We start from the raw sequence: 20938 nt of genomic DNA, 5'->3' as shown, positions 1-20938 counted from the left end.
TTTATGTATTCCTTTCTTTGCGCTGCTCTTCAAACTGTCTTGCTTTATGTAAGAATTTTTCCTGTATTGCCTTTAACTGTTCTGAATAGGGACCCAGTTTGTTAGCGACCTCTTTCGCTTGTCTGCTTTCGATCAGGCGTTTCTGGATCGCTTCTTTTTCTTGTTGCGTGAAGGTTTTGATCACTTCACTCTTCGTTTCAGAAATACTCATCAGCAAATATTCAGAATCGACTTGAACGATACTTAATGAAGAAGATTTGGAAACGGGGACGCGCTCGATCACTTTTATCACGTCGCTCGTGCCGCGTGAGACATTATTCAGTTTTCTGAGTAAGAAATTGGCCAGTAAAACTGTCACGCTCAACGCAATAAGCATCTGTCCGATATCGTCTAAACCCATTTCCATTTCCTCCTATTATTTCTGCAAGAGTATGTTCGTTATAAACACATCTTCTACCACGTCATCTTCTAAGGCCTGATTTATCCTCTTTTTGATATCATTCTTGATCAAAAAATGGCCCTCTTCTTCATTGTAAATCGTTTCTACACTCTGGTTTGCGACCACGTGAATGACGGCATCCCGAACTTTGGCGATTTCTTTACCGAACAGTTCTTCTGCCTCTTCATTCAGGCTCGTTATCGTCAATTCCATCCTTACTACTGGCTGATTTCTTTCCGATTCACTGCTTAAGTTGATAAGAAATTCTTCGAGCGGAAAGGAAATTTCCACCGCTTCGGCTTCTGGAGTAAATCGGGAAACAAAGGATTCATCCTCCTGACTGGCGAACACAAAGCCGCCTATCCCGATGCCCGCAAAAAGCAGGAGCACGACCAAACCTCCTACGATCAGTAGTTTGGATCCTTTTTTAATCTTTTTCTCAGCTTCATTCTTCTGGGCCATTTGTGTCTTCCTTTCTATGTTCATGAACGATCACGATGTTTACCCTTCTGTTCTGTGCGCGGTTTTCCCGCGAATCATTGGGAACGACCGGATGATGTTCACCGTATCCTCTGGCCGATAAGCGCGTCGGTTCCACTGAGTATTCTTCGCTTAAATAACGCAGGACCGACACAGCCCTCTCGACTGACAGCTCCCAGTTTGAAGGAAAGCGTCGGTTACTCATTGGGATATCATCGGTATAGCCTTCGACTATGATCTCGTTATCGAACAGGTCGAATAAGCCTGCTAAAGAACCGATCGTTTCTCTCCCGGATGTTTTAAGCGTGGCACTGCCTGGATCAAAAAGGATCGCTTCCTGTATGTCTATATAAACGCCTTCCTGATCTCTTGAAAGAGTGATATCCGATTCCAGTCCTTCAACTTGCATGTAATTGGTCACCGTCTCATATAAGTCAAGCACTTCTTCAGGCACTGTATCCTGCAGCATGACTGATTCCACAGGCTCCAGATCCCCGGCATCCACATCTTCAAATTCACTTAAATCCCCATACTCTTCGAAGGCATAATCACCGTCCGAATTCCCGCTGTGGTCAAGGATGGCATCGCTGCTGCTACCGATCAGAGCCATGCGCAGAGATTCAGCGACTTCTCTGAAACGTTCTTCACTCACGACCGACATGGAAAAGAGTAGAATGAAAAAAGTCAGCAGGAGCGACATCAGATCCGAATACGTGGCCATCCAAGCCGGTGAACCCGCTTGAGCCGCTTTTTTTCTTTTTCTAGCCATTATCTTCTCCTAACTGCTAAAACTCTTCTGTAACAGGGACTGGGTTCCCTTTTGCTTTAGAGGCATCTTTCTGATCAGCATTGGAAAGGAAACTCTGCAGTTTCTGTTCCATCACTCTCGGATTATCGCCTCTTTGTAAAGCCAGAACCCCTTCGATGATCATTTCATTGGTCTTCAATTCATTGGCTGTCTGCATCTCCAGATTCTTGGCGATCGGCAGAAAAACCATATTAGCCAGGAAGCTTCCATAAAAGGTCGTCAGTAAAGCTGTTGCCATACCTGTACCGATCAGGGATGGATCCTGTAGATCCCCCAGCATAGCGATCAGTCCGATCAGTGTTCCGATCATTCCAAAGGCAGGTGCGAATTCTCCCCATTTCAGAAAGACTTCCTGCCCGATCGAATGGCGATCCTCTGTCTGGTTTAATTCCACATTTAAGATCTCTTCGATCGTGTCGACATCTGTACCATCCACGACCATTTCAAGTCCATGGATCAGTACCGGATTTTCGAGTGCTTTGATATCTTCTTCGATGGCAAGGATGCCTTGTGTCCGACTTTTCTTGGCCAGTTCTGTTAAGTTTTCCAGCAAAGCGGCCCGGTCATCATCTGGTGTGAACATCAGCTTTTTAAGCAAAGCCGGCACTTTTTTCAATGTGTTCAGCGGAAAACTGATCAATATGGCTGAAAAGGATCCGAAAAATGTGATGACCAATGACGGTGCATCAAAATAATTCATTAACGTACTGTTTTGAGACATCGCTGAGATGATCAAGCCAATACCGACCACTAATCCGACCAATGGTAATATATTTCGTTTCACTACTTACACTCCCGTCGATGATTGATAGATTTTTCGTTTATAAGCGATGACTTTTTCTGCTATCTCTTCTGGTGTGTCCATGACACGAATGGTTTTATAATCAACAAGTGTGATCAATGTATCGTATTCGCGTTCCATTCTGAGAATCAGGTCATTATTCAGAAAAAATTCTTTTCCTGCGACCGTTCGTAGTTTGATCATGGGAAACCTCTTTCTTGTCTTGTATAGTCTGTGAGCTAGGTCCAGTGTCCTAATTTACTCAGCCTGATTACCGAAAAATCAGCGTTTAAGGTTGATCAGTTCCTGAAGCATTTCATCAGACGTCGTGATGCTTCGTGAGTTGGCTTGATAGGCACGAGTTGCCACGATCATTTCGGTAAACTCAGAAGCCAGGTCGACGTTCGACATTTCCATAAAGCCTGAACGTATCGTACCAAAGCCATCATCAGAGGGACCGCCTTCGACAGGTTCACCGGAGTTAGCTGACGCGTTGTACAGGTTTTCACCGGCTTTTTCCAGACCATCTGCATTGGCAAAGCTGGCAAGGGCCACGCGTCCGATAATATAAGCATTTCCGTCACTGTATGTACCTAAGATCGTACCTGTGTTATCGATATTGTAGTCCTGCAGTTCGATCTCATTCGGAGCCGTCCCGATCGTCTGGGGAATGGATAATGCTTCTAAGGTCTGACCATTGGTGATGTCAGTATTGACGGTTCCGTCATCAAGCTGCGGGCCGCCGGCAGGTTTGAATCCCATGACGGTCGACCCATTGGACGTGGTCATGTTTCCTGCAAAGTCAGTATAGAACCCACCGTCTCGTGTGTACTGATTCGTCCCAGTGGTTCCGCCATCCGGACTGACGATGAAGAAGGAGTTATCTCCATTTTGAATACCGAAGTCCAGTGCACGTCCGGTAAATTGAAGCGAGCCGCCCTGCATCATCATGTCCGTGGCACTGTTTGATGTTCCAAGTCCGACTTGCTGCGCATTGATACCGCCGCGGCCATTGTTATTGGGCCCCTGTGCATTGGCATTCATTTGAGAGATCATATCCTGGAAACGGACACGCTGTGATTTGAATCCGGTCGTATTGACATTGGCAATATTGTTGGCAATAACGTCCATTTTAGTCTGCTGACCTTTCATACCTGTAATACCTGAGTACATTGAATTTAACATTTCATTTTCCTCCTAGTTGTTGACGTTTCTGAATCAGTCAGTCATCAGAAAAAGGTCTCTTTTCAGTCCAACCTCAACGTCACGTTTATCTTTTCTCATTAATGTTTATGGCACTGTCTATGTTGGTCACTTCTGACATCTCTGTTGTTTTCAGGACCGTGATCACAGTCTTGTTTTTTAAACTGGTGATCAAAGACAAGTCATCATATAAAATCAGTGACTGTTGTGATCCTTTTGAATCCAAGGTTTCAACAGCGTTTTCTATGCGTTTGATATCAGTATCGTTTAAACTCAACCCATACTGGTCCAGCCGTTTTTGTGCATGATTGGAAAAGTTTACAGTCAGTTTTTCCTTTTCCGGTGTTTTCAGTGCTTCCTGCATGAATGACTGGAAGGCACGGTCCACGGTCGGTTGCTGTTTGTTCTTTACTTGAGTCGTGTGATACGAAGGTACTGAAGATCGAATGTTCTGTACCATCCTATTCACTCACCTCGATGACGTCATTCAACTGATACATCGCACCATTGACCTGTAAGGTTGCATAGCCGTTATCAAACCGGACTTTCTCTACAGGGCCCGAGATAAGCTGGGCTTCTTCGCCGGCCAGGGTCACCTGTTTGCCGACTAAGCCGAGTGCCTGCTGCTGTTGTGACATCAGCATCGTGGTCTGCATGGACGTGTTCAGGTCTTCCATCGCGTTCAGCATCCCGAACTGGACCATCTGCCCGATGTAGTCCGTTTCCGAACCGCCACCGCCGCTGCCCTGACCATCAAAGGAAGGCATGCTCATGGCACTCGAAATGATCTGAAGGAACTGTTCCATATCCAGATCTGAATTCTGTTTGGTTTCTTCTGCCGGCTGGATCGCACTTAATGAGCCGATCATCATATTATCCGGAATATTCATTTTTCTTTACTCCTTTCTCTTAGACATACACATTCAACCCGTTTGGCTGATTTTTATTCATTTCTATAGTCTGTTCATCCTGTTCTGAAAGGACATGCGAGTCCTGTCCTTGAAAGGTTCGTCTTTGGGAATCCTGTCCGGATCCTCCAGACTGTTCCGAAAAGGAAAAGCCGCTTTGCTGCTGGGTGGAAGGCTGACTTGTCGTAAAGTCGAAAGATTTGATGTTCAGTCCTTTTGATTCCAAAGGCCGTTTCACGTCCAGCCATTCCCCTTCCATAAAGCGTCTGGCTTCATCCGACTGGAAGGTCAGCTTTCCGCTCAATCCTTCTTCGTTGAATAAAAGTTCGACAGTGACCTTCCCTAAAGTCTCTGGCGTCAGATGCAGCGTCGTCTGATACGTTTTCTGGCCATCCTTATTCTCGACTAAACGCGTCACCATGTCCTGAACAAGGTCCATCCCCTGCTCTTTTGGAACGGGAATATTTGCCTTATCTGCGGATCCAGCAGGCGTTAGAGCAGATGTTTTGCCAGACTGACTGCTCAACTGCCGAAGCATCGAAACAAAATCATAATCCGTATCTGATTGAGTGATGGTTTCTTCCATTTTAGCTTCTGACACTGTCCTTCCGGTAGTTTCAGCCTCTTTAATCGTCGATTCAACAACCTTGCTGGTCTCTATCGTTTGGTTTTCATGTTTTCCTGCTGATGTGAGCGCGGCATGGTTCAAGTCGATCGTTTCAGATGTCTGAGGTGATGATTTCAAAGGTTCAGACTCTTTCATTGTCAGCTGTTTACCTTCATCGCTGTTTCTCAAAGTGACTTCCTGGACCGTTTTATCTGATTCCACTCCAGCACTTTTTGCTTTTGCCGTGGAAGAGGGTCCTGTTCCCGCCCTTTCTTTGATCTGTCCATCTGACTCTGCAGCACCCGCTGATACTTTAGCATTCAAAAGACCATCCGACCGATTCAGTTCACTACGATTGACTGGAATGTCTTTAGTCTTTGACGCCATCGATGGCGTTGCTTCGCTGCCAGCTTCAGTCAAATTTTTTCCTTCTATCAACTGATGTGAGTCTGTTAAGGCAGGCGATGCTGCAGCCTGTTTCGGTGACTGTCCTTCAGCACCCTCTGCGACTGCTTCTGCGAGATCGACAGTGATCGACCTGGCTTTAGTTTCACTTGACGTCAACTGATGCCCTGGAGTGAGAGCCGCTTCGCTGGTGGCTGTTTCTGTATGTACAATGACGCTTTTTCCTAAAGTTTTTATGTCTTTGATCTCTGACTCCAGGTTCAAAAATGGATTGACCAGTGTAAAAGTAGCCGGTTCAGCTTCTTTTTCTGATGCGTCATCAGCCTCTGAGCTTTGTTTCTCCAGCTCTTCTGACCCAGCTCCTTCGGTCAGCTGAGACTTTTCTTTCGTATCAGACCCCGCAGTCAGTTGTTCAAGGGCTTTTGAAAATGTTTCGCCATCTTTTTCTGTGTGTGCCCCTTTACTTTTCACTTGAACTGCCGATTGTATGACTTGGGTGACATTCACGTTGTGTTCACCCCCTTTCAAAGTAATAGATGTTAAAAGAGCGACGGACGGCCGAAGCTCAATGTGGAGATCTCATCCAGCTGGGACTGTTCTTTCTTCTTGACGAGATCCTTGTACCGGGTCCGTTCTTTTTCTTCCAGTTTCTGCATCACTTTCTTGTCTTTATGAGCCGTCTGGAGTTCTGCTCTTGCCTGTTCCAGTTCTTTTTCAGCCTTTTGAACAGTCAGGCGCTGGCGGATGATCTTTTCGTCGATCAGATCTTTATACAAGCGGTGTCTTTTTAAATGATCGATCGTTGAATGAAACAGCTGCTCGCTTTTAAGCTTGCGGCTTTCTCCGATGATCCGGTTCAACTTATCCGTTTCCTTCTGTACTTTTTCTTCTATGTCTTTGACTTTGAGCTGGGCGACATCTTCAAGGTCTTCACGCCAGTCCAGTACTTTTTCCATTGAAAAACGATACTCTTGCATTGACTCGTCTCCTTATCTTACTCCCTGATTAGAAAATACAGCTTTTAGCTCGTGGATCGTTTCCTCATACGTATAGGATTCTGTGGTCTTCTGTTTTAAAAAGCTTTTGATCGGGTGATTCAAGCGGATGGCCTGGTCGATCAGCGGATTGGTCCCCTGCTGGTAGGCACCGACATCGATCAGATCTTTGGATTCTTTATAGGTAGCCAGGTTTTCACGCAGCTTGCCGGCCCATTCATCATGACCGTCATCCACCAGGCCTTTCATCAGTCGACTCAGACTGCTTTGAATATCGATGGCCGGGTAATGGTTCTCCGAAGCGATCTGCCTGGAGAGGATGATATGGCCATCAAGGATCCCGCGTACCGCATCTGCGATCGGTTCATTCATGTCGTCCCCTTCAACCAGGACAGTATAAAAGGCGGTGATCGATCCTTTTACCGTTTTCCCGCTGCGCTCTAAAAGCTTGGGCAGCACAGTGAATACACTTGGCGTGTACCCTTTGGTCGTTGGGGGTTCGCCGGTTGCCAGACCGATCTCTCGCTGAGCCATGGCCACACGTGTGACAGAGTCCATCATCAGGACCACTTTCTTGCCCTGGTCTCTGAAGAACTCTGCAATAGCCGTCGCCACATACGCCCCTTTCAAGCGGACCAGCGGCGGCTGATCAGAGGTGGCACACACGACGACCGATTTTTTGTAGCCTTCTTCACCCAAGTCGTTTTCGATGAATTCCAGTACTTCCCGCCCACGCTCACCGATCAGACCGATGACGATCACGTCGGCATCACTGTAGCGGGCCATCATGCCTAGAAGTGTCGATTTCCCGACCCCGGAACCGGCAAAGATACCCATCCGCTGGCCTTCACCTACTGTGAGAAGACCATCGACCGCTTTGACGCCGGTCTGGAGGATCGTGTCGATTTTAGGCCGCTTGAAAGGGTCAGGCGAGGCCCGGTGGACATCGAAGGTCTTGGGGTTTTCAAGTGTTTCAGCACTCATCGGCCGGCCCAGACCATCAAAGGTTTTCCCGAGCATATCATCGCTGATCTCCACTTTCAGGGCTTTCCCTGTCGGGTATACCAGACAGCCGGGGCCGATCCCTTCCAGATCATCCAGGGGCATAAGTAATACTGTTTCCTCAACGAAACCGACGACTTCACTCAATACCGATTTGGAGCGGGACTTCATTTCTATCTCGCATACTTCACCAATAAAGGCATCCAAGCCGTCCACTTTGATAATGAGACCGATGACCTGGCTCACTTTCCCGTGTTTAAGGGAAACCGATTGACTGTTCAGCGTTTCATGATAAAGATCAAAAGGTATATTCAGCATTACATCTCACGTTCTCTTTCTTTCATTTCCTCAACCAGTGCATCAAGCTGTTTTCTGACCTGCACATCCACGACCTTGTGCGCACTCTCGATCACACAGCCATACTGTTCCACATTGTCATCCTGCAGCACGATGAACCGGACACCCGGATAGGCTTTTTCAAGCATCGGGATCTGTTCTTTGAATTTCTGACGCATCGATGAATGGACGGTCAGACTCACATAATCTTCTTTCCTGTCCAGCTGGTGCAGGATCGGATGCACCAGTTCTAAAATGCCTTCCGGTAAAAGATCCAACTGTTCGTGAACGATTTTCTCTGCCATATGTACGGACAGCGAGAGCAAGCTGTCCTTTTTCTCTTCAATATACTTGGTGATCGCTTCTTGAGCCTCTGTGACGGACTGCTGAGCCACCTTGATGAGCTGTTCGCTTTCCTGTTTCCCGGCAGTAAAGCCCGCTTCGTTCCCTTCTTTATAGCCTGCTTCAAACCCCGCCTGTTTTCCTTCTTCAAACGCTGTTTTGTACGCTTCTTCTTTGAGCTGTTCGACTTCCTGCATCGCTTCTTCGATCAGTTGTTCTTTTTCAGTCTGGGCTTTTTCGATGAGTTCGGCACTTTTTTGCTTGGCAAGTTCAAGCTCATTCCGCGCCTCTTCGTTGGCTTCACTGTACTCATCCGGTTCCTCTTCCTCAACCTCATAAGCGGTGTCGATGACCCAGTCATTCAAGTCGCTGGAACTGGCCTGCATGGACTTGATAAGTCTACTCGATAATGGCATCTTGATCGCCTCTCATAATATAGATTTCTCCGTGCTCGTCCAGACGTCTTATCACCGTGACGACGCTCTGCTGGGCTTCTTCTACAGCAGATAAGCGTGCCGGTCCCAAGTACTGCATATCTTCCTTGAGTGTCTCGACGGCGCGTGAAGAAAGATTGTCGTAGATGAAGTCACGCAGCTCGTCTGAGACGCCTTTGAGCGCCAGGACCAATGCATCGTGATCGACTTCGCGCAGGACTTTCTGCACATCGCTCTTTTGAAGCGAAACGATATCCTCGAACGTGAAGAGACTGGCTTTGACCTCTTCGGCCAGTTCCGGCTGTTTCTGTTCCAGATCAGCAACGATGGCTTTTTCCGTCGTACGGCCGACCTGGTTGAGGATCTCGACCAGCGTAGAAACCCCGCCGACGTTTTCCGTGTCATTCTCAATATACGTTGAAAATTTGCTTTCGATCACTTGTTCGATCCGTTCGATGATCGCCGGAGAGGTGTTGGTGATCGTCCCGATCCGCTCGGCGATGTCCGCCTGTTTTTCCGGCGGGAAATTGACCAGGATCTGTGCGGCCTTGTCCGGCTGCATGTAGCACAAGATCAAAGCCACCGTCTGCGGCTGTTCTCCAAGCAGAAGATTCGTCAGCTGCTGCGGATCGGCCTTCCTCGCAATGTTGAACGGGCGCTCACGCAGCTGGATCTGGTTCAGCATGTCGATGACCTCTTTGGCACGAGACGTCCCCAGCGCTTTGTTCAACAGGTTTTTGGCATAATCGAACCCGCCGTCCAGGATATATTCTCTAGCCTGGGACATCTCCAGGTATTCATTAACGATCGCTTCCCGGTCTTCTCTGCTTACATGATCCATGTTGGCTATCTCATAACTCACTTTTTGAATATAGGCATCCGGCAGCTGCTTCATGATCTGAGCTGACGTTTCCGGGCCTAATGAAATCATTAGAATAGCCGCTTTTTTTATGCCGTCCAGCCTTTTTTTAGGTGGATCGGCTTCCAGTATATCTGTCACTAAGCTTGCTCCTTTCTAGTCTTTCAACCAGACTTTCATCAGATCAGCCACTAATTCAGGGTTTTCTTTGGCTTCTTTTCTGACACGATCTTCTTTTTCACTCATGACTTTATTTTTCTGTTTTTTGACTTCATTTTCTTTTTCCATGATTTCAGAATAGTCTTTTTCCGGTTTTACTTTGACCGGCGCTGACTCGACAGGTTCTTCTTCAAAGAAATCTTCTTCCGGTTTCCCGCGTTTGACGAGGGACAGAACAAAAATAGAGACCACTAATAGAAGAAGGCCTAGCGACATATAGATCCAGTTTGCTTTCAGGAAATCTGTGATGTCCACAAGGAGATCTGTCGGTGCCCCATCGATGACTAATTCTTCTCCGTCAGCAAAAGGCAGGATCCCCACTGTCACATCTCCACGTAAAGGCACATCAGCCTCATTATCTAACCCTAAAGCACGGGAAACGATACGATCGATCTCCGGTTCAGCTGGGACGATGCCTGAGTTGGCATTCACAACGATCGAGGCATTGACGCCTTCAACGACACCGGGTGCCTGTACATAACGCTTGGTTTCCTGATTCAGTTCATAATTCGTCGTACGGTCAAGCGAGGCATTGTTTTCCGGATCGTCATCATCAGCTAAAGGGGTTTCCTGTCCTTCAATCAGACTGGCCACCATATCACGCGCACCGTCAAAACTCTCCGTTTGACTTCTGATGAGACCTTCACGGTTTTCATCGCCTTCTTCAGTCATCGGGGCAGTATATTCAATGGTTTCCCCTTCAACGACATCAAAGTTCATGTCGGCGTTCACCACGACACGCAAGTTGTTATAACCATAGACCGGAGCCAGCAGGGACAAAATCCGCTGTTCCAGCTCTTTCTCGTAAGACTGCTTCATCGACTGATGATTCGTCGTCATCTCGGCTGCGGTCAAGCTGTTTCCGCCTGACTGCAGAAAGCCGCTGAGCAGATTGCCGCTGGTATCGACGATCTGCACATTCTCAACAGGCAAACGCTCGACAGCCCCAGTAACCAGTGAGGCGATGCCCTGGATATTCTGCTGGGACAGCGCACCTCTGGAGTCAATGACAATAGAGGCAGAGGCTTCCGTCCGGTATTCCGGATTCTGAAAAATACTGTCCTCGGGCAAGGACAGCATCACTTTAGCCGCTTCGACCTGCTGGAGAGAAGAAATCGACCGTTCCAGTTCACCTGTCAGCGCCCGCTGATACATGATCTGTCTGTCTTCATCGGTGGTCATCATGCTGGTTTCATCGAAAATCTCAAAGCCGGTCGATTTTTCCGGCATCAGACCGTTCACGGCCAAATCGATACGGTAATTGTCGATCGCCTCTTCGTCCATCAGGATCGTCGTGCCGTTATCTTCTAAACGGTACGCCAGACCTTGTGACTCCAGGTCCTCAACGATCGCCCCGGCATCGGCTTCTTCTAAATTTGAAAATAATACGGTATATGTACTGCGCTGCATGAAATAACCGATAAGAAGTGTCGCAATAAGTGCTATGGATACAAAGGTTATAAGCCGCTTCCGTTTGGTTTTATCCAGCTGGAGCCAGCCGTTTTGGATCGACAGCCCCACTTGTTTGACTTTGTTCATCTGAAATCTCCCTTACTCGGTTCTCTTACTCGTTAAAACTGCATGTTTTTCAACTCGTTAAAGGCTTCTAACGATCTGTTGCGTAATTGAACAGCTACTTCTAAAGAGAGTTGTGCTTCTGTTGTCTTGATCATCACGGTATGTAAATCATCTGCTGTGCCGTCTACCAGTGACTGGATGGCTTGAGTCGATTCTGACTGTTTTGAATCCAGATTGTTTATCGACTGATTAAGCAAATCAGTAAAAGAGTCAGCTTGTTTATCTGTCACCCTAGAGGTCGTCTGAGCGACCTGATCGATCTGCTGGAGTGCATTGGGGTAAAGCTGGTTTAATGGGTTGATCATTTTTCTCATTCCTATTCAACTAAATTTTGTTATTTACTTCCGATCTCCATGGCGCGTTTCAGCATGTCTTTGCTGCTGTTGATGGCCGTCACGTTGGCATCATAGATACGGATGGCTGTCATCATATCGATCATCTCATCTGCCATGTCCACATTCGGATACGCGACATACCCTTCTTCATTGGCATCTGGATGACCCGGTTCAAAAACCAGTCGGATGTTCTCTTCATCGGCTTCGACACCAGAGATTTTGACTCCACGACTCTTGGTCGAGATGTCACCAGTGAACCCTGATTTCACCTGCTCTAGATTTTCTTCAAAAAGCACCTGCTGTTTTATGTAAGGACCTTCACCGTTTTCAGTCCGTGTCGTATTGACGTTGGCTATATTGGTAGAAATCGTATCCAGTTTGAACCGTTCAAGATTCAGCCCGCTGGCATTGATCTGCATGCTGTTAAAAATCGACATTGTTTAAACCTCCTGTTTATCTTAATACGGAACGGATCATGCCGTACTGATTGGTCAACTGGGTCGAGACTGCCTGAAAATATATGGCGTTAGCAGAGAGTTCAGCCATTTCGGTATCGATCGCCACATTGTTTCCGTTCTCATTTACCCGATTCCCCGTCTGTTCGATGGTTTGGGGTTTCACATCACCGAATCCGTTTGCACCGAAATGTTTGACATGGTTCGCCTTTAACCCCGTGCCATTCATGGCACTTTGCAGCGCCTGTTCAAAATCGACGCGTTTGGCTTTGTATCCGGCTGTATTAACGTTTGATATATTAGTTGATATCGCCTCTTGTCGCATCGATGAAGCATCGAGCGCATTTTTTAATAGGTGTATGTTCTGACCAGTCAGCATAGTGTCGATCCTTTCTCATATCGTTTATGTATGTATATTTATTCTCGATTTTTTACGACAAGACTCATTTTATAGGAGTAAAAGCCAGTGTGCAACACATGTTTTCCAGTGAATTTACTAAAAACCTGGCTTGTTTTCGTTTCTTTACCATTAAAATTATTACAAATTGTAATAATAACAGCAGATATTTTACTTTGATAGTCAATGTAAAGCCCTTTAGAACGGGGTTTGCGATTAATAGAACGTACACCGGATAAGGTTTCATCTAGTTAATTACGTACAAAAACAGAATTCACATATTTGTAATAATTTAGCAATATTAATTGTGACGATTATGTGAACGGACAGACTGTTGATAAAAGCAAATCGTGAATAATTAAATAACGTTCGTTTTATAATTATTCAGACACTGATGAATAGGGACTGATTTAAATATACAAATAATGTATATATATGATAGTTAAAATCCCTCCACATATAATATTACCCAACTATAAATAAACTGACGAATTTTTTCCAAAAAAAATAGACCAGCATCAAATGCTGGTCCACGCTTCCAGAAGTTCAGACATCAATCGTCTCGACTGCACCATCTTCTCCTGATCTTTTTGCAGGTTGGCTTGTAAAAGCTGATTTAAAATAAACGAATACATGGCTTCCAGATCACTCGCAATAGCGTTCTGACCATCCTGATGATTGAGAGACACCATCAGCTCTGTTACGATGTCCTGCGCTTTCTGCAGGTTCGTGTTCACCTTGCTGAAATCCTTGTTTTCTAAAGCCAGTTCACTGAGGCGAATGTACTTGATCGCTCCCTCATAGAGTAAAATGACGAGTTGTTTCGGTGAAGCTGTTTCGATCTGATTCTTTTTGTACTGTTTTGCTGCTGAGGCATAGCCCATAATTTATCGTTCCTTCCTTACATATCCCGGTCAATAAAGAGTGATTTTTCGTTGTTCATATACGACTTGACTGCTTTTGACTTATGATTCATCTGAGACAGCTGTGTTGTCCGCTGGCTTGATTCATATTTAATGAACTGTATGAGTTCTTTCTGTTTCACTATCATGGCTTCAAACACCTTTTCATGCTTTTCAGTAAAGGACCTGAGTTCTTGAAAAGATAACTGAGCATCCATTTGGCTAAGCCTAGCAAGCGATTCCTGATTCGCTTCAAGGACCGCATAAGCCGCATCGATTGCCATATCTGTTTCCGACTGCCAGTCGTTCAGCCGTTTCAGCATAATGAACAATTCATGTTCTTTGGATTTAAACGCTGCTTTATGTGTCATGGTGATCAGCATCCCCTCAACTGTATTATTCCTGTCCCATGCCTAACTGACTGTACATCTGTTCAAGCTGGGATTCCGCCTGCATCATCGCTGTATCTAACGCTGTAAATTCTTTGATATAACGTGCCTTTTTTGCTTCCAGACGATCTTCGAACTGAGAGATCCGGTCATCCACATCCCGAATCATCCGGTCATACGTATCATTACGCGTCTTGATGATGCCGGAAGAACTTGAAATGTATTCGTCGACGAATGAACGCATATCTTCTGAAAAACCAACTTTTTTGGTAGTAGCCGGAACGATATCGCCATTAGCATCGGTTGTTTCTGGGACCGTCTCAGTTCTAGAAAAGAAATCAGAGACCGCATTGGGATCTGATTTGATCTGTTCTTCAAGTTTTTCCCTGTCGAAACTCGCTGTCCCATCTCGACTGATTTCCACTCCTAGGTCTGCTAAACTGGAAACTGAGCTGGTGGTGGTCGACTGCTTGGTCATCATCTTGCGCAAGTTGGACTGAAGACGCATAAGCGTGCCATCTCCGGAAAGTTTTCCTGTCTTATTATTTTCTGCCGAAGGATCGCCGACATCAAGCTGCGTCTTTATGTAGCTTTGTGTCGAATTGTATTGTTCAACGAATTTTTCCAGCGTTTCTGCTGCCTTGTCCATATCAGCTGTGACAGACACCTTTGTCTCTTCACTACCTTCATGAATATTCGTCAGCTCAAAGCTTAGTCCTTCGATCACATCATCGATTGTATTCGTTGTGCGCTCAATAGCCAATCCGTCAACAGTAAACAGAGCGCTTTTCCCCGGGACTGCTGTTGCTGCATCGAGACCCAGATCAGCGGTCAGCGTGCCGGTTCCTGAGACAGTTAAGTCTTGAAGACCATATTCATTATGAGAAAGGATCAGTCGATTATCGACGATCGAAGCCTGGACACCCGTCTCTTCAGTCTGACCATTAATTTTATCACTGATCGATTTCAAACTATCTGCTGCTTCAACAGTCACATTAAAACTCCCTGTGCCAGTCGTAAGTGTCAAATCCCCTGAAAAAGATAATTCGCTATGTATCGAGTCAGTGGTAACCCGGTCACCCGTCAAACGTGTCTGAGTAGCCAGTTGCTGGACCTGAACACGGTATTCACCTGTAGCAGCGCCTTCATCAGCGGTTACAGCCAGATTCTCCTCTCCGGTCAGTTCAACTGTTTTTGAGTTGAATGACTCTGTCTTTCTAACGTCATCCAGGCGTTTGTAAAGAGAATCCAGACGCGTATTTAAATCTTTCCAGGCGTTTTGAGATTGTGTATACTGCTCTTTCTTTTGTGTGAATTTTACTTTTCGTGAAGATTCGGCCTGGATCAGCTGCTCCACCATGCTCATATCCATACCCGAATACATACCCATTATATTCATGTTCTCACTCCATCCTATCTAAAGTGATACCTGACCACTTCCAGATGCCGGCAATGACATCCAGCATTTTCTCCGGTGGTATCTCACGGATCACTTCATTTGTTTCTTTTTCGATCAGCTGAACCAGCGTGCGCCCTGTTCCTTCGTGGACTTTAAAAGCCAAATGCGTATTGACTCGCTGCATCGCTGTCGTCGCTTCGACAGCACGTTTTTCTAGTTGTTCTTTAGTCATGTCATGCTCTAAACGATCTGATAGTGTTTCAATAGGTTCGATCACTTTGACCGGTTCCACTTCACCATCCTCTGAAAAGAATACCGTATTTTTATTTGAAAGTAAAACCCGGTCGATCGTGCGTATTGCATCGACTGAAGTTACACGCTGATTCATATGTTAATCTCCTCTATAAGAAACTAAATTGTTAAAACCCTTTATTCTATGTAAGACAAAACCGAAGCAGCAAGAATACTGCTTCGATTCTAATATATTTACAAATTTTGTTCAGGAGATTATCCCAATAACTGTAAAACACCTTGAGGCATTTGGTTAGCCTGAGCCAGCATAGCTGTCGAAGCTTGAGAAAGGATATTAGACTTAGTAAAGTCCATCATTTCTTCAGCCATATCAACGTCACGGATACGTGAGTTAGCTTCAGTAAGGTTTTCTTTCGTTGTAGTCAAGTTGTTGATTGTGTGTTCTAGACGATTTTGAGAAGCACCTAATGATGAACGTTGTTTAGAAACTTGACCTATTGCTGCATCAATAGCTTCAATTGCATCAGTAGCAGTGGTTGGGGTCCCAGCTGTAAAATCAATATTAGATATAGCTAATTCTGTTGCATCTCCAGCCCCTATATTCTTTCCTAAAGCCGTAGCTTGCATATCGTCTATAGTTACTGTAAGAGTTTCGGTATTTGCTCCAATTTGAAGTTTGAATGTACCGTCTGGATTAGAATCTCCATCTCCATCATTGGTTTTATTCAATAAATTTTTACCGTTAAATTTAGTAGAAGAAGCAATTCTTCCAATTTCATTACTTAATTCAGTCATCTCATCCTGAATTGCAGATACATCATCAGTACTATTTGTACCGTTAGCAGCTTGAACAGATAAATCACGCATACGATTTAAAATTGAATGTGTTTCATTCAAGGCACCTTCCGCGGTTTGGATCAATGATATACCATCTTGTGCATTACGCTTGGCTTGATTTAAACCACTGATCTGGTTTTTCATCTTTTCAGAAATCGATAAACCCGCTGCATCGTCCCCGGCTTTATTAATTCGTAAACCAGATGATAATTTAGCTAAAGAATTACTTTTTGATTTATTAGCTTGACCTAAACGCGAATATGTATTCATCGCTGCAGTATTTGTATTTATACGCATATTTTTCCCTCCATATCATTTTAAGAAATATTTTTCTTATACTTTTATTATCGTCCAAGTATATTAGAAATTAAGATGATTTATAAAATTTTTAAAAAAAAGCCAGCATCTGCTGACTTTTTTTAAACCGTTATTATCCCAACAATTGTAAAACGCCTTGAGGCATTTGATTGGCTTGTGCTAGCATAGCTGTGGAAGCTTGTGAAAGGATGTTAGATTTAGTGAAGTCCATCATTTCTTCAGCCATATCAACGTCACGGATACGTGAGTTAGCTTCTGTCAGGTTTTCTTTCGTTGTGGTCAGGTTGTTGATTGTGTGTTCTAGACGATTTTGTTTAGCGCCTAATGAAGATCTTTGTTCTGAAACCTTTTGTATTGCTGTATCAATAGTTCCAATATTAGTTCTTGCTGTTGCTGAGTCTGCAGTAGTAAGAGTATCAATACCTAATCCAACTGTTCCCATTGCACCAACTGCTACATCCAATGTATCATCATTTGCACTGATTTGAAGTGTAAATGTTTTATCTGCAGCGACACCATCATCAGCGGCACCGTATAGTAACTTTTTACCGTTAAATTCAGTTGACTCCGCAATTCTATCTATTTCAGATTTCAATTCAGAAAATTCATTTTCAATAGCTGTAATATCATCACTACTATTAGTTCCGTTAGAAGCTTGGACAGATAAATCGCGCATACGATTTAAGATGCTATGAGTTTCATTTAGCGCACCTTCTGCTGTTTGAATAAGAGAAATACCGTCTTGAGCATTACGCGTTGCTTGGTTCAAACCTGAAATCTGGTTTTTCATCTTTTCAGAAATAGATAGACCCGCTGCATCGTCCCCGGCTTTGTTGATTCTTAATCCTGATGATAATTTAGCAAGTGAATTACTTTTTGCTGTATTTGCTTGACCTAAACGAGAATATGTATTCATCGCTGCTGTATTTGTATTTATACGCATGTTGTTTTCCTCCAATAAATTTATTATTTAAAGACTCTATCGCCTTCTACACTTAATATCGGAAAGTAACAGAGATAGTTAAGTGATTATTTCCTTTTTATTAAAAAACGATCAAAGATTTTGGTCTTTGATCGTTTACTCTGGTTACCTTACATAATCCATGATATTCGTCTGTAGTATTTTTGTTCCCATATTCATCGATGCCTGGTAGGCATTCATCTCCATGGTATAATTCATATACGTTTCAGCTAAATCAATATCCTGATTCTTAGATAAGGATGTCTCCAAGTTTAAATATTCTGAATCATTTCGGTCCAGAGCAGCTGTCAAACGATTCTGGATCGCACCGATTTCGGTTCTTTTATTTACAGTCGTATCTATATGTGATTCGATACGTCCGAGTAAGTTTCCTAATTCACCTGTATCATCATTGTCTAATGCCATAAAGACATCGTCAAACAATTCACCGATATTACCGCTGCCGTCTTTCAACTCAAACAAATCTGATCCGTCTGTTTTCAATTCCACATTCACTCCTCGAGCGATTTCTTTGGATAGATTGTTGTTCGCTATACTCGATCCCTTGTAGTCGATACCACTACCGTTATTCTCGAATGGCTTGGTCGTGCTGTTCTGACCAGCAAAAACATAGCGTCCACCAAAGTTAGTATTGAGTGAATCCATCATGGTCTCCACTTCATTCTGTATTTCCGTTTTGATCGCCTGTCTGTCCTGGGTATTGTATGTTCCGTTGGCAGCTTGTTGTGTCAATGTATGAATTCGTTGTAAGGAATTCGTCGCATTGGCTAAAGCGGAATCCTGAACATTCGTAAAATCGATAGCATCGTTGATGGTGGTTTTGTACTGTGCATTCTGTTTGATTTCATTTTTCAGATCGATGATTTTAGAGACTTTTAATGGATCATCACTGGGACGACTCACTTGTTCGAGTGACGACAGTTGTTCCTGATATTTAAAGACCTTATTCGAATTCTTGTTCAGATTAGATAAGAAACTTTGAGACATTAAGGAATTCGTTATTCTCATTTATTACACCCCGGTTCTGTTGATTAGTGTATCGAGCATTTCTGAAATCGTCTGCAAGACACGCGAGTTGGCCTGGAAAGCACTTTGATATTTGATCATATCAACGACTTCCTCATTGATATCGACGCCGGATATAGATTCTCTGCGTTGAGTCAGAAGTGCCATCAGTCCGTTTTGTGTTTCCAGCATGTTGTCTTCCTGCTGTTTAACGATACCCATGTCAGTCACCATGCTATTATACCGACCGAATAATGTGTCGCCTGTTGAACTATCGTTAAAACTCATTGAGGTTTCATTATAACTCCAGGTATCTGAATAAGTTGCCAGAGATTTATGTTGAAGAGAAGCGATCGCCTGTGCGCGACTGCCATCTCCGGAAATCTCATTATTCAGGTCTTTTCCTGATACTACTAAATTGGGATCTGTTCTGATTGCTTCAGTTATCCGTAAAGACAAAGCAGGATTAGGGGCATCAACATTATCAAAGAAATCACTGCCTTCTCCATCTGGGCCTCCTTTATGAATCGTGTTGACAGCTTTACCGAAAGCACTGGCAAAATCATTCAAGTCTTGCTGACTGTCTGCAATGACTTCCAACGCATCCTGAGTCCCTTTCATTCGACCTGTTTCTGGAGTAATGAGCTTATCACCAATAACCAGTGATCCGACTTCTGAAGTAACATCCGTTGTTTCAGAAGTTGAAAATACGCCCTGCCCATTCTCTGCTCCTACGACAACGGCCAGTTCTTTCCGGGAACTGCTGTCAAGGACTGTTTCGCCGCCGATTTCAATAGACACACGGTTAAATTTATCTCGTTCAACAGAGACATCTATTTTACCCGCCAGGTCACTGACCAACTGATCTTGTTTATCCAGCAGATCGTTCGGGGTGAACCCTCTGACAGACGCCTGCCAGATCTGCTGGTTCAAGCCTTCCAGCTGCTTCAAGTCAGAATTGGCATCCAGCGCCAGTTTATCCAGTTCGTTCAATGTGTTGTTATGTAGATTTTCCATCGCATTTGCCATGTGGTGGACTGTATCTGTAAAGGTTTCGGTCGTCTGGACGAGCATCGTGCGGGCCGAAGCCTGTTCCGGGTTTGAGGCCAAGTAGGTCCAGGCATTGAACACTTCTGAAATCTGATTGGACAGCCCTGTATCTGACGGTTCATTGAAGACCGCTTCGAGCTCACCGATGATGTCTGATAAGGCCTGGTGACCATTCGTTGTGGAGGTGGCGTCTCGCAGTTGGGTAGTGATATATGTATCGTGCACGCGATTGATCCCGTCTACTATTACACCGGTGCCGATCTGTCCGACACCAGCCACTGTGGTCGAGAGGTCAGCCTGCATGGTAACGCGCTGACGGGTATAGCCCGTCGTATTCGCATTGGCCACATTATGTCCGATCGTCTGCAAAGCTGTCTGCTGGCCGTTCAAGCCTTTGGTTGCTGTGTTTAACGTTCCAAATAATCCAGTCATGTGTTTTCTCCCTTAAAGTGATTGATCCAATAACGCACTCTTTTTGGAACGGTCGTATGTTCCTTTTTTAGAATACGTTTTGTTCGTGTTTGCCGCTTTTTTGATGTAATTCAGCATCGTTTCAGTAAACTGCATCGATTGTTCAGTTAATGTCAGGTTCGTTTCCTGCAGCTGTTTGATTTCACGAGAAAGAACGTCGAGCTTATTCATCTCAACGTTCTTCTGATCAAACGCAGCCAATTTTAACATCACGTCTTCTTTCTGCTGAATCAGTCCGATTAACCGGGTCCCGTCATTACTTATAAGCACCTGCTTTTCTTTTTCCAGCAAAGCTTTCAACTTTTCCATTTCTGCCAGCACTTGATCTGTTTTAGTCATTTCTTTTTATAGCCCCTTTTGATCCTGTAACGCCTTCACTAAGCCTTCAGAAATCTTGTCCGGATCCACCTGGTATTCTCCATTCTGGATCGCCTGTTTGATCGCATCGACGCGTTCTGAAAAAGCTGCTTTGTCTGCATCAAGTAAAGCCTGAGCTTCTTTTGAAATATTTACCTGGACAGCCTCTTTCGAGCCAGATTTACTTACCTCTTTTTCAACGTCTTTTTTAGAATGTTTCGTGTTATTGATCGATGACACGACATTAGTATATTTATTGATTTTCATCATTCGCACGCTCCTTAACGGATTTTCACTGTTTAGTTTAATAGATCGATTATATCGTTTCAATGTTCCTTACCCTTACTATCGGAAGTCCCATTGAATAATTAAGTCTCATTTCTGCAAATGTCA

At 44.6% G+C, this 20938-nt stretch carries 27 protein-coding genes; all 27 read right to left on the bottom strand.

Going from position 1 to position 20938, the window contains the following annotated elements:
• Position 1: 1 nt before the first annotated feature.
• Positions 2–400: a flagellar biosynthetic protein FliO gene (locus tag BM049_RS07540; protein ID WP_177188634.1), complete on the bottom strand. Its 399-nt coding sequence runs from the start codon at positions 398–400 to the stop codon at positions 2–4.
• Between the two features lie 15 nt (positions 401–415).
• Positions 416–901, bottom strand: coding sequence for a flagellar basal body-associated FliL family protein (locus BM049_RS07535; RefSeq protein WP_177188633.1), 486 nt, complete (start codon positions 899–901; stop codon positions 416–418).
• Complete coding sequence (locus BM049_RS07530; protein ID WP_091530076.1) at positions 885–1688, bottom strand: flagellar motor protein MotB; 804 nt, start codon at positions 1686–1688, stop codon at positions 885–887. Before BM049_RS07530 ends, BM049_RS07535 begins: the two co-directional genes overlap by 17 nt.
• A 16-nt stretch (positions 1689–1704) precedes the next feature.
• A complete protein-coding gene (locus tag BM049_RS07525; protein WP_091530074.1) occupies positions 1705–2511 on the bottom strand; it encodes a motility protein A in 807 nt (268 codons plus the stop codon).
• Positions 2512–2514: 3 nt separating this feature from the next.
• Positions 2515–2712 carry a flagellar FlbD family protein gene (locus BM049_RS07520; RefSeq protein WP_091487741.1) on the bottom strand — a complete coding sequence of 66 codons (198 nt, stop codon included), beginning with the start codon at positions 2710–2712 and terminating at the stop codon, positions 2515–2517.
• 78 nt (positions 2713–2790) lie between these two features.
• Positions 2791–3693 carry a flagellar hook-basal body complex protein gene (locus BM049_RS07515; protein WP_091530072.1) on the bottom strand — a complete coding sequence of 301 codons (903 nt, stop codon included), beginning with the start codon at positions 3691–3693 and terminating at the stop codon, positions 2791–2793.
• Between the two features lie 85 nt (positions 3694–3778).
• Positions 3779–4171, bottom strand: a complete 393-nt coding sequence (locus tag BM049_RS07510; RefSeq protein ID WP_091530069.1) for a hypothetical protein — start codon at positions 4169–4171, stop codon at positions 3779–3781.
• Position 4172: 1 nt separating this feature from the next.
• Positions 4173–4601: an FLgD tudor-like domain-containing protein gene (locus BM049_RS07505; RefSeq protein ID WP_091530067.1), complete on the bottom strand. Its 429-nt coding sequence runs from the start codon at positions 4599–4601 to the stop codon at positions 4173–4175.
• Between the two features lie 19 nt (positions 4602–4620).
• Positions 4621–6138 carry a flagellar hook-length control protein FliK gene (gene fliK / locus BM049_RS07500; protein WP_091530065.1) on the bottom strand — a complete coding sequence of 506 codons (1518 nt, stop codon included), beginning with the start codon at positions 6136–6138 and terminating at the stop codon, positions 4621–4623.
• 32 nt (positions 6139–6170) lie between these two features.
• Entirely contained in the window at positions 6171–6608 is a 438-nt protein-coding gene (gene fliJ / locus BM049_RS07495) for a flagellar export protein FliJ (protein WP_091530062.1), read from the bottom strand.
• 12 nt (positions 6609–6620) lie between these two features.
• Entirely contained in the window at positions 6621–7946 is a 1326-nt protein-coding gene (fliI, locus tag BM049_RS07490; RefSeq protein WP_091530059.1) for a flagellar protein export ATPase FliI, read from the bottom strand.
• A complete protein-coding gene (locus BM049_RS07485; protein WP_091530057.1) occupies positions 7946–8722 on the bottom strand; it encodes a FliH/SctL family protein in 777 nt (258 codons plus the stop codon). The genes fliI and BM049_RS07485 overlap by 1 nt, the downstream gene beginning before the upstream one ends.
• Entirely contained in the window at positions 8706–9740 is a 1035-nt protein-coding gene (gene fliG / locus BM049_RS07480) for a flagellar motor switch protein FliG (protein ID WP_281242211.1), read from the bottom strand. The genes BM049_RS07485 and fliG overlap by 17 nt, the downstream gene beginning before the upstream one ends.
• A gap of 15 nt (positions 9741–9755) precedes the next feature.
• On the bottom strand, positions 9756–11357 hold the full coding sequence (gene fliF, locus BM049_RS07475) for a flagellar basal-body MS-ring/collar protein FliF (RefSeq protein WP_091530054.1): 1602 nt from the start codon (positions 11355–11357) through the stop codon (positions 9756–9758).
• A 32-nt stretch (positions 11358–11389) separates the two neighbouring features.
• Entirely contained in the window at positions 11390–11701 is a 312-nt protein-coding gene (gene fliE, locus BM049_RS07470) for a flagellar hook-basal body complex protein FliE (protein ID WP_177188632.1), read from the bottom strand.
• Positions 11702–11730: 29 nt separating this feature from the next.
• Positions 11731–12168, bottom strand: a complete 438-nt coding sequence (gene flgC / locus BM049_RS07465; RefSeq protein WP_091530050.1) for a flagellar basal body rod protein FlgC — start codon at positions 12166–12168, stop codon at positions 11731–11733.
• Positions 12169–12184: 16 nt separating this feature from the next.
• Positions 12185–12565: a flagellar basal body rod protein FlgB gene (gene flgB, locus BM049_RS07460; protein ID WP_091530047.1), complete on the bottom strand. Its 381-nt coding sequence runs from the start codon at positions 12563–12565 to the stop codon at positions 12185–12187.
• 536 nt (positions 12566–13101) lie between these two features.
• Positions 13102–13467 carry a flagellar export chaperone FliS gene (gene fliS, locus BM049_RS07455; protein ID WP_091530045.1) on the bottom strand — a complete coding sequence of 122 codons (366 nt, stop codon included), beginning with the start codon at positions 13465–13467 and terminating at the stop codon, positions 13102–13104.
• 17 nt (positions 13468–13484) lie between these two features.
• Positions 13485–13856, bottom strand: a complete 372-nt coding sequence (locus BM049_RS07450) for a hypothetical protein (protein WP_143079469.1) — start codon at positions 13854–13856, stop codon at positions 13485–13487.
• A 25-nt stretch (positions 13857–13881) separates the two neighbouring features.
• Entirely contained in the window at positions 13882–15273 is a 1392-nt protein-coding gene (gene fliD / locus BM049_RS07445) for a flagellar filament capping protein FliD (protein WP_091530039.1), read from the bottom strand.
• A 4-nt stretch (positions 15274–15277) separates the two neighbouring features.
• The gene (locus BM049_RS07440) at positions 15278–15661 is read right to left on the bottom strand and encodes a flagellar protein FlaG (RefSeq protein WP_091530035.1); all 384 of its coding nucleotides are present in this window, start codon (positions 15659–15661) and stop codon (positions 15278–15280) included.
• 119 nt (positions 15662–15780) lie between these two features.
• A complete protein-coding gene (locus BM049_RS07435; protein ID WP_091530032.1) occupies positions 15781–16659 on the bottom strand; it encodes a flagellin N-terminal helical domain-containing protein in 879 nt (292 codons plus the stop codon).
• A gap of 133 nt (positions 16660–16792) precedes the next feature.
• A complete protein-coding gene (locus BM049_RS07430) occupies positions 16793–17623 on the bottom strand; it encodes a flagellin N-terminal helical domain-containing protein (RefSeq protein WP_091530027.1) in 831 nt (276 codons plus the stop codon).
• A gap of 144 nt (positions 17624–17767) precedes the next feature.
• Complete coding sequence (flgL, locus tag BM049_RS07425) at positions 17768–18670, bottom strand: flagellar hook-associated protein FlgL (protein ID WP_091530024.1); 903 nt, start codon at positions 18668–18670, stop codon at positions 17768–17770.
• Between the two features lie 3 nt (positions 18671–18673).
• A complete protein-coding gene (gene flgK / locus BM049_RS07420) occupies positions 18674–20149 on the bottom strand; it encodes a flagellar hook-associated protein FlgK (protein ID WP_091530020.1) in 1476 nt (491 codons plus the stop codon).
• Between the two features lie 12 nt (positions 20150–20161).
• Positions 20162–20527 (bottom strand): flagellar export chaperone FlgN, encoded by a 366-nt coding sequence (flgN, locus tag BM049_RS07415; protein ID WP_091530017.1) that lies wholly within the window; start codon positions 20525–20527, stop codon positions 20162–20164.
• Positions 20528–20533: 6 nt separating this feature from the next.
• Positions 20534–20815: a flagellar biosynthesis anti-sigma factor FlgM gene (gene flgM, locus BM049_RS07410; RefSeq protein WP_091530013.1), complete on the bottom strand. Its 282-nt coding sequence runs from the start codon at positions 20813–20815 to the stop codon at positions 20534–20536.
• Positions 20816–20938 lie beyond the last annotated feature (123 nt).

The organism is Alkalibacterium subtropicum (assembly GCF_900112455.1).
In the GTDB taxonomy this organism is placed as follows: Bacteria; Bacillota; Bacilli; order Lactobacillales; family Carnobacteriaceae_A; genus Alkalibacterium; species Alkalibacterium subtropicum.
The sequence above is the reverse complement of the archived record's forward strand: the minus strand, read 5'-3'. Positions and strand labels throughout refer to the sequence as shown.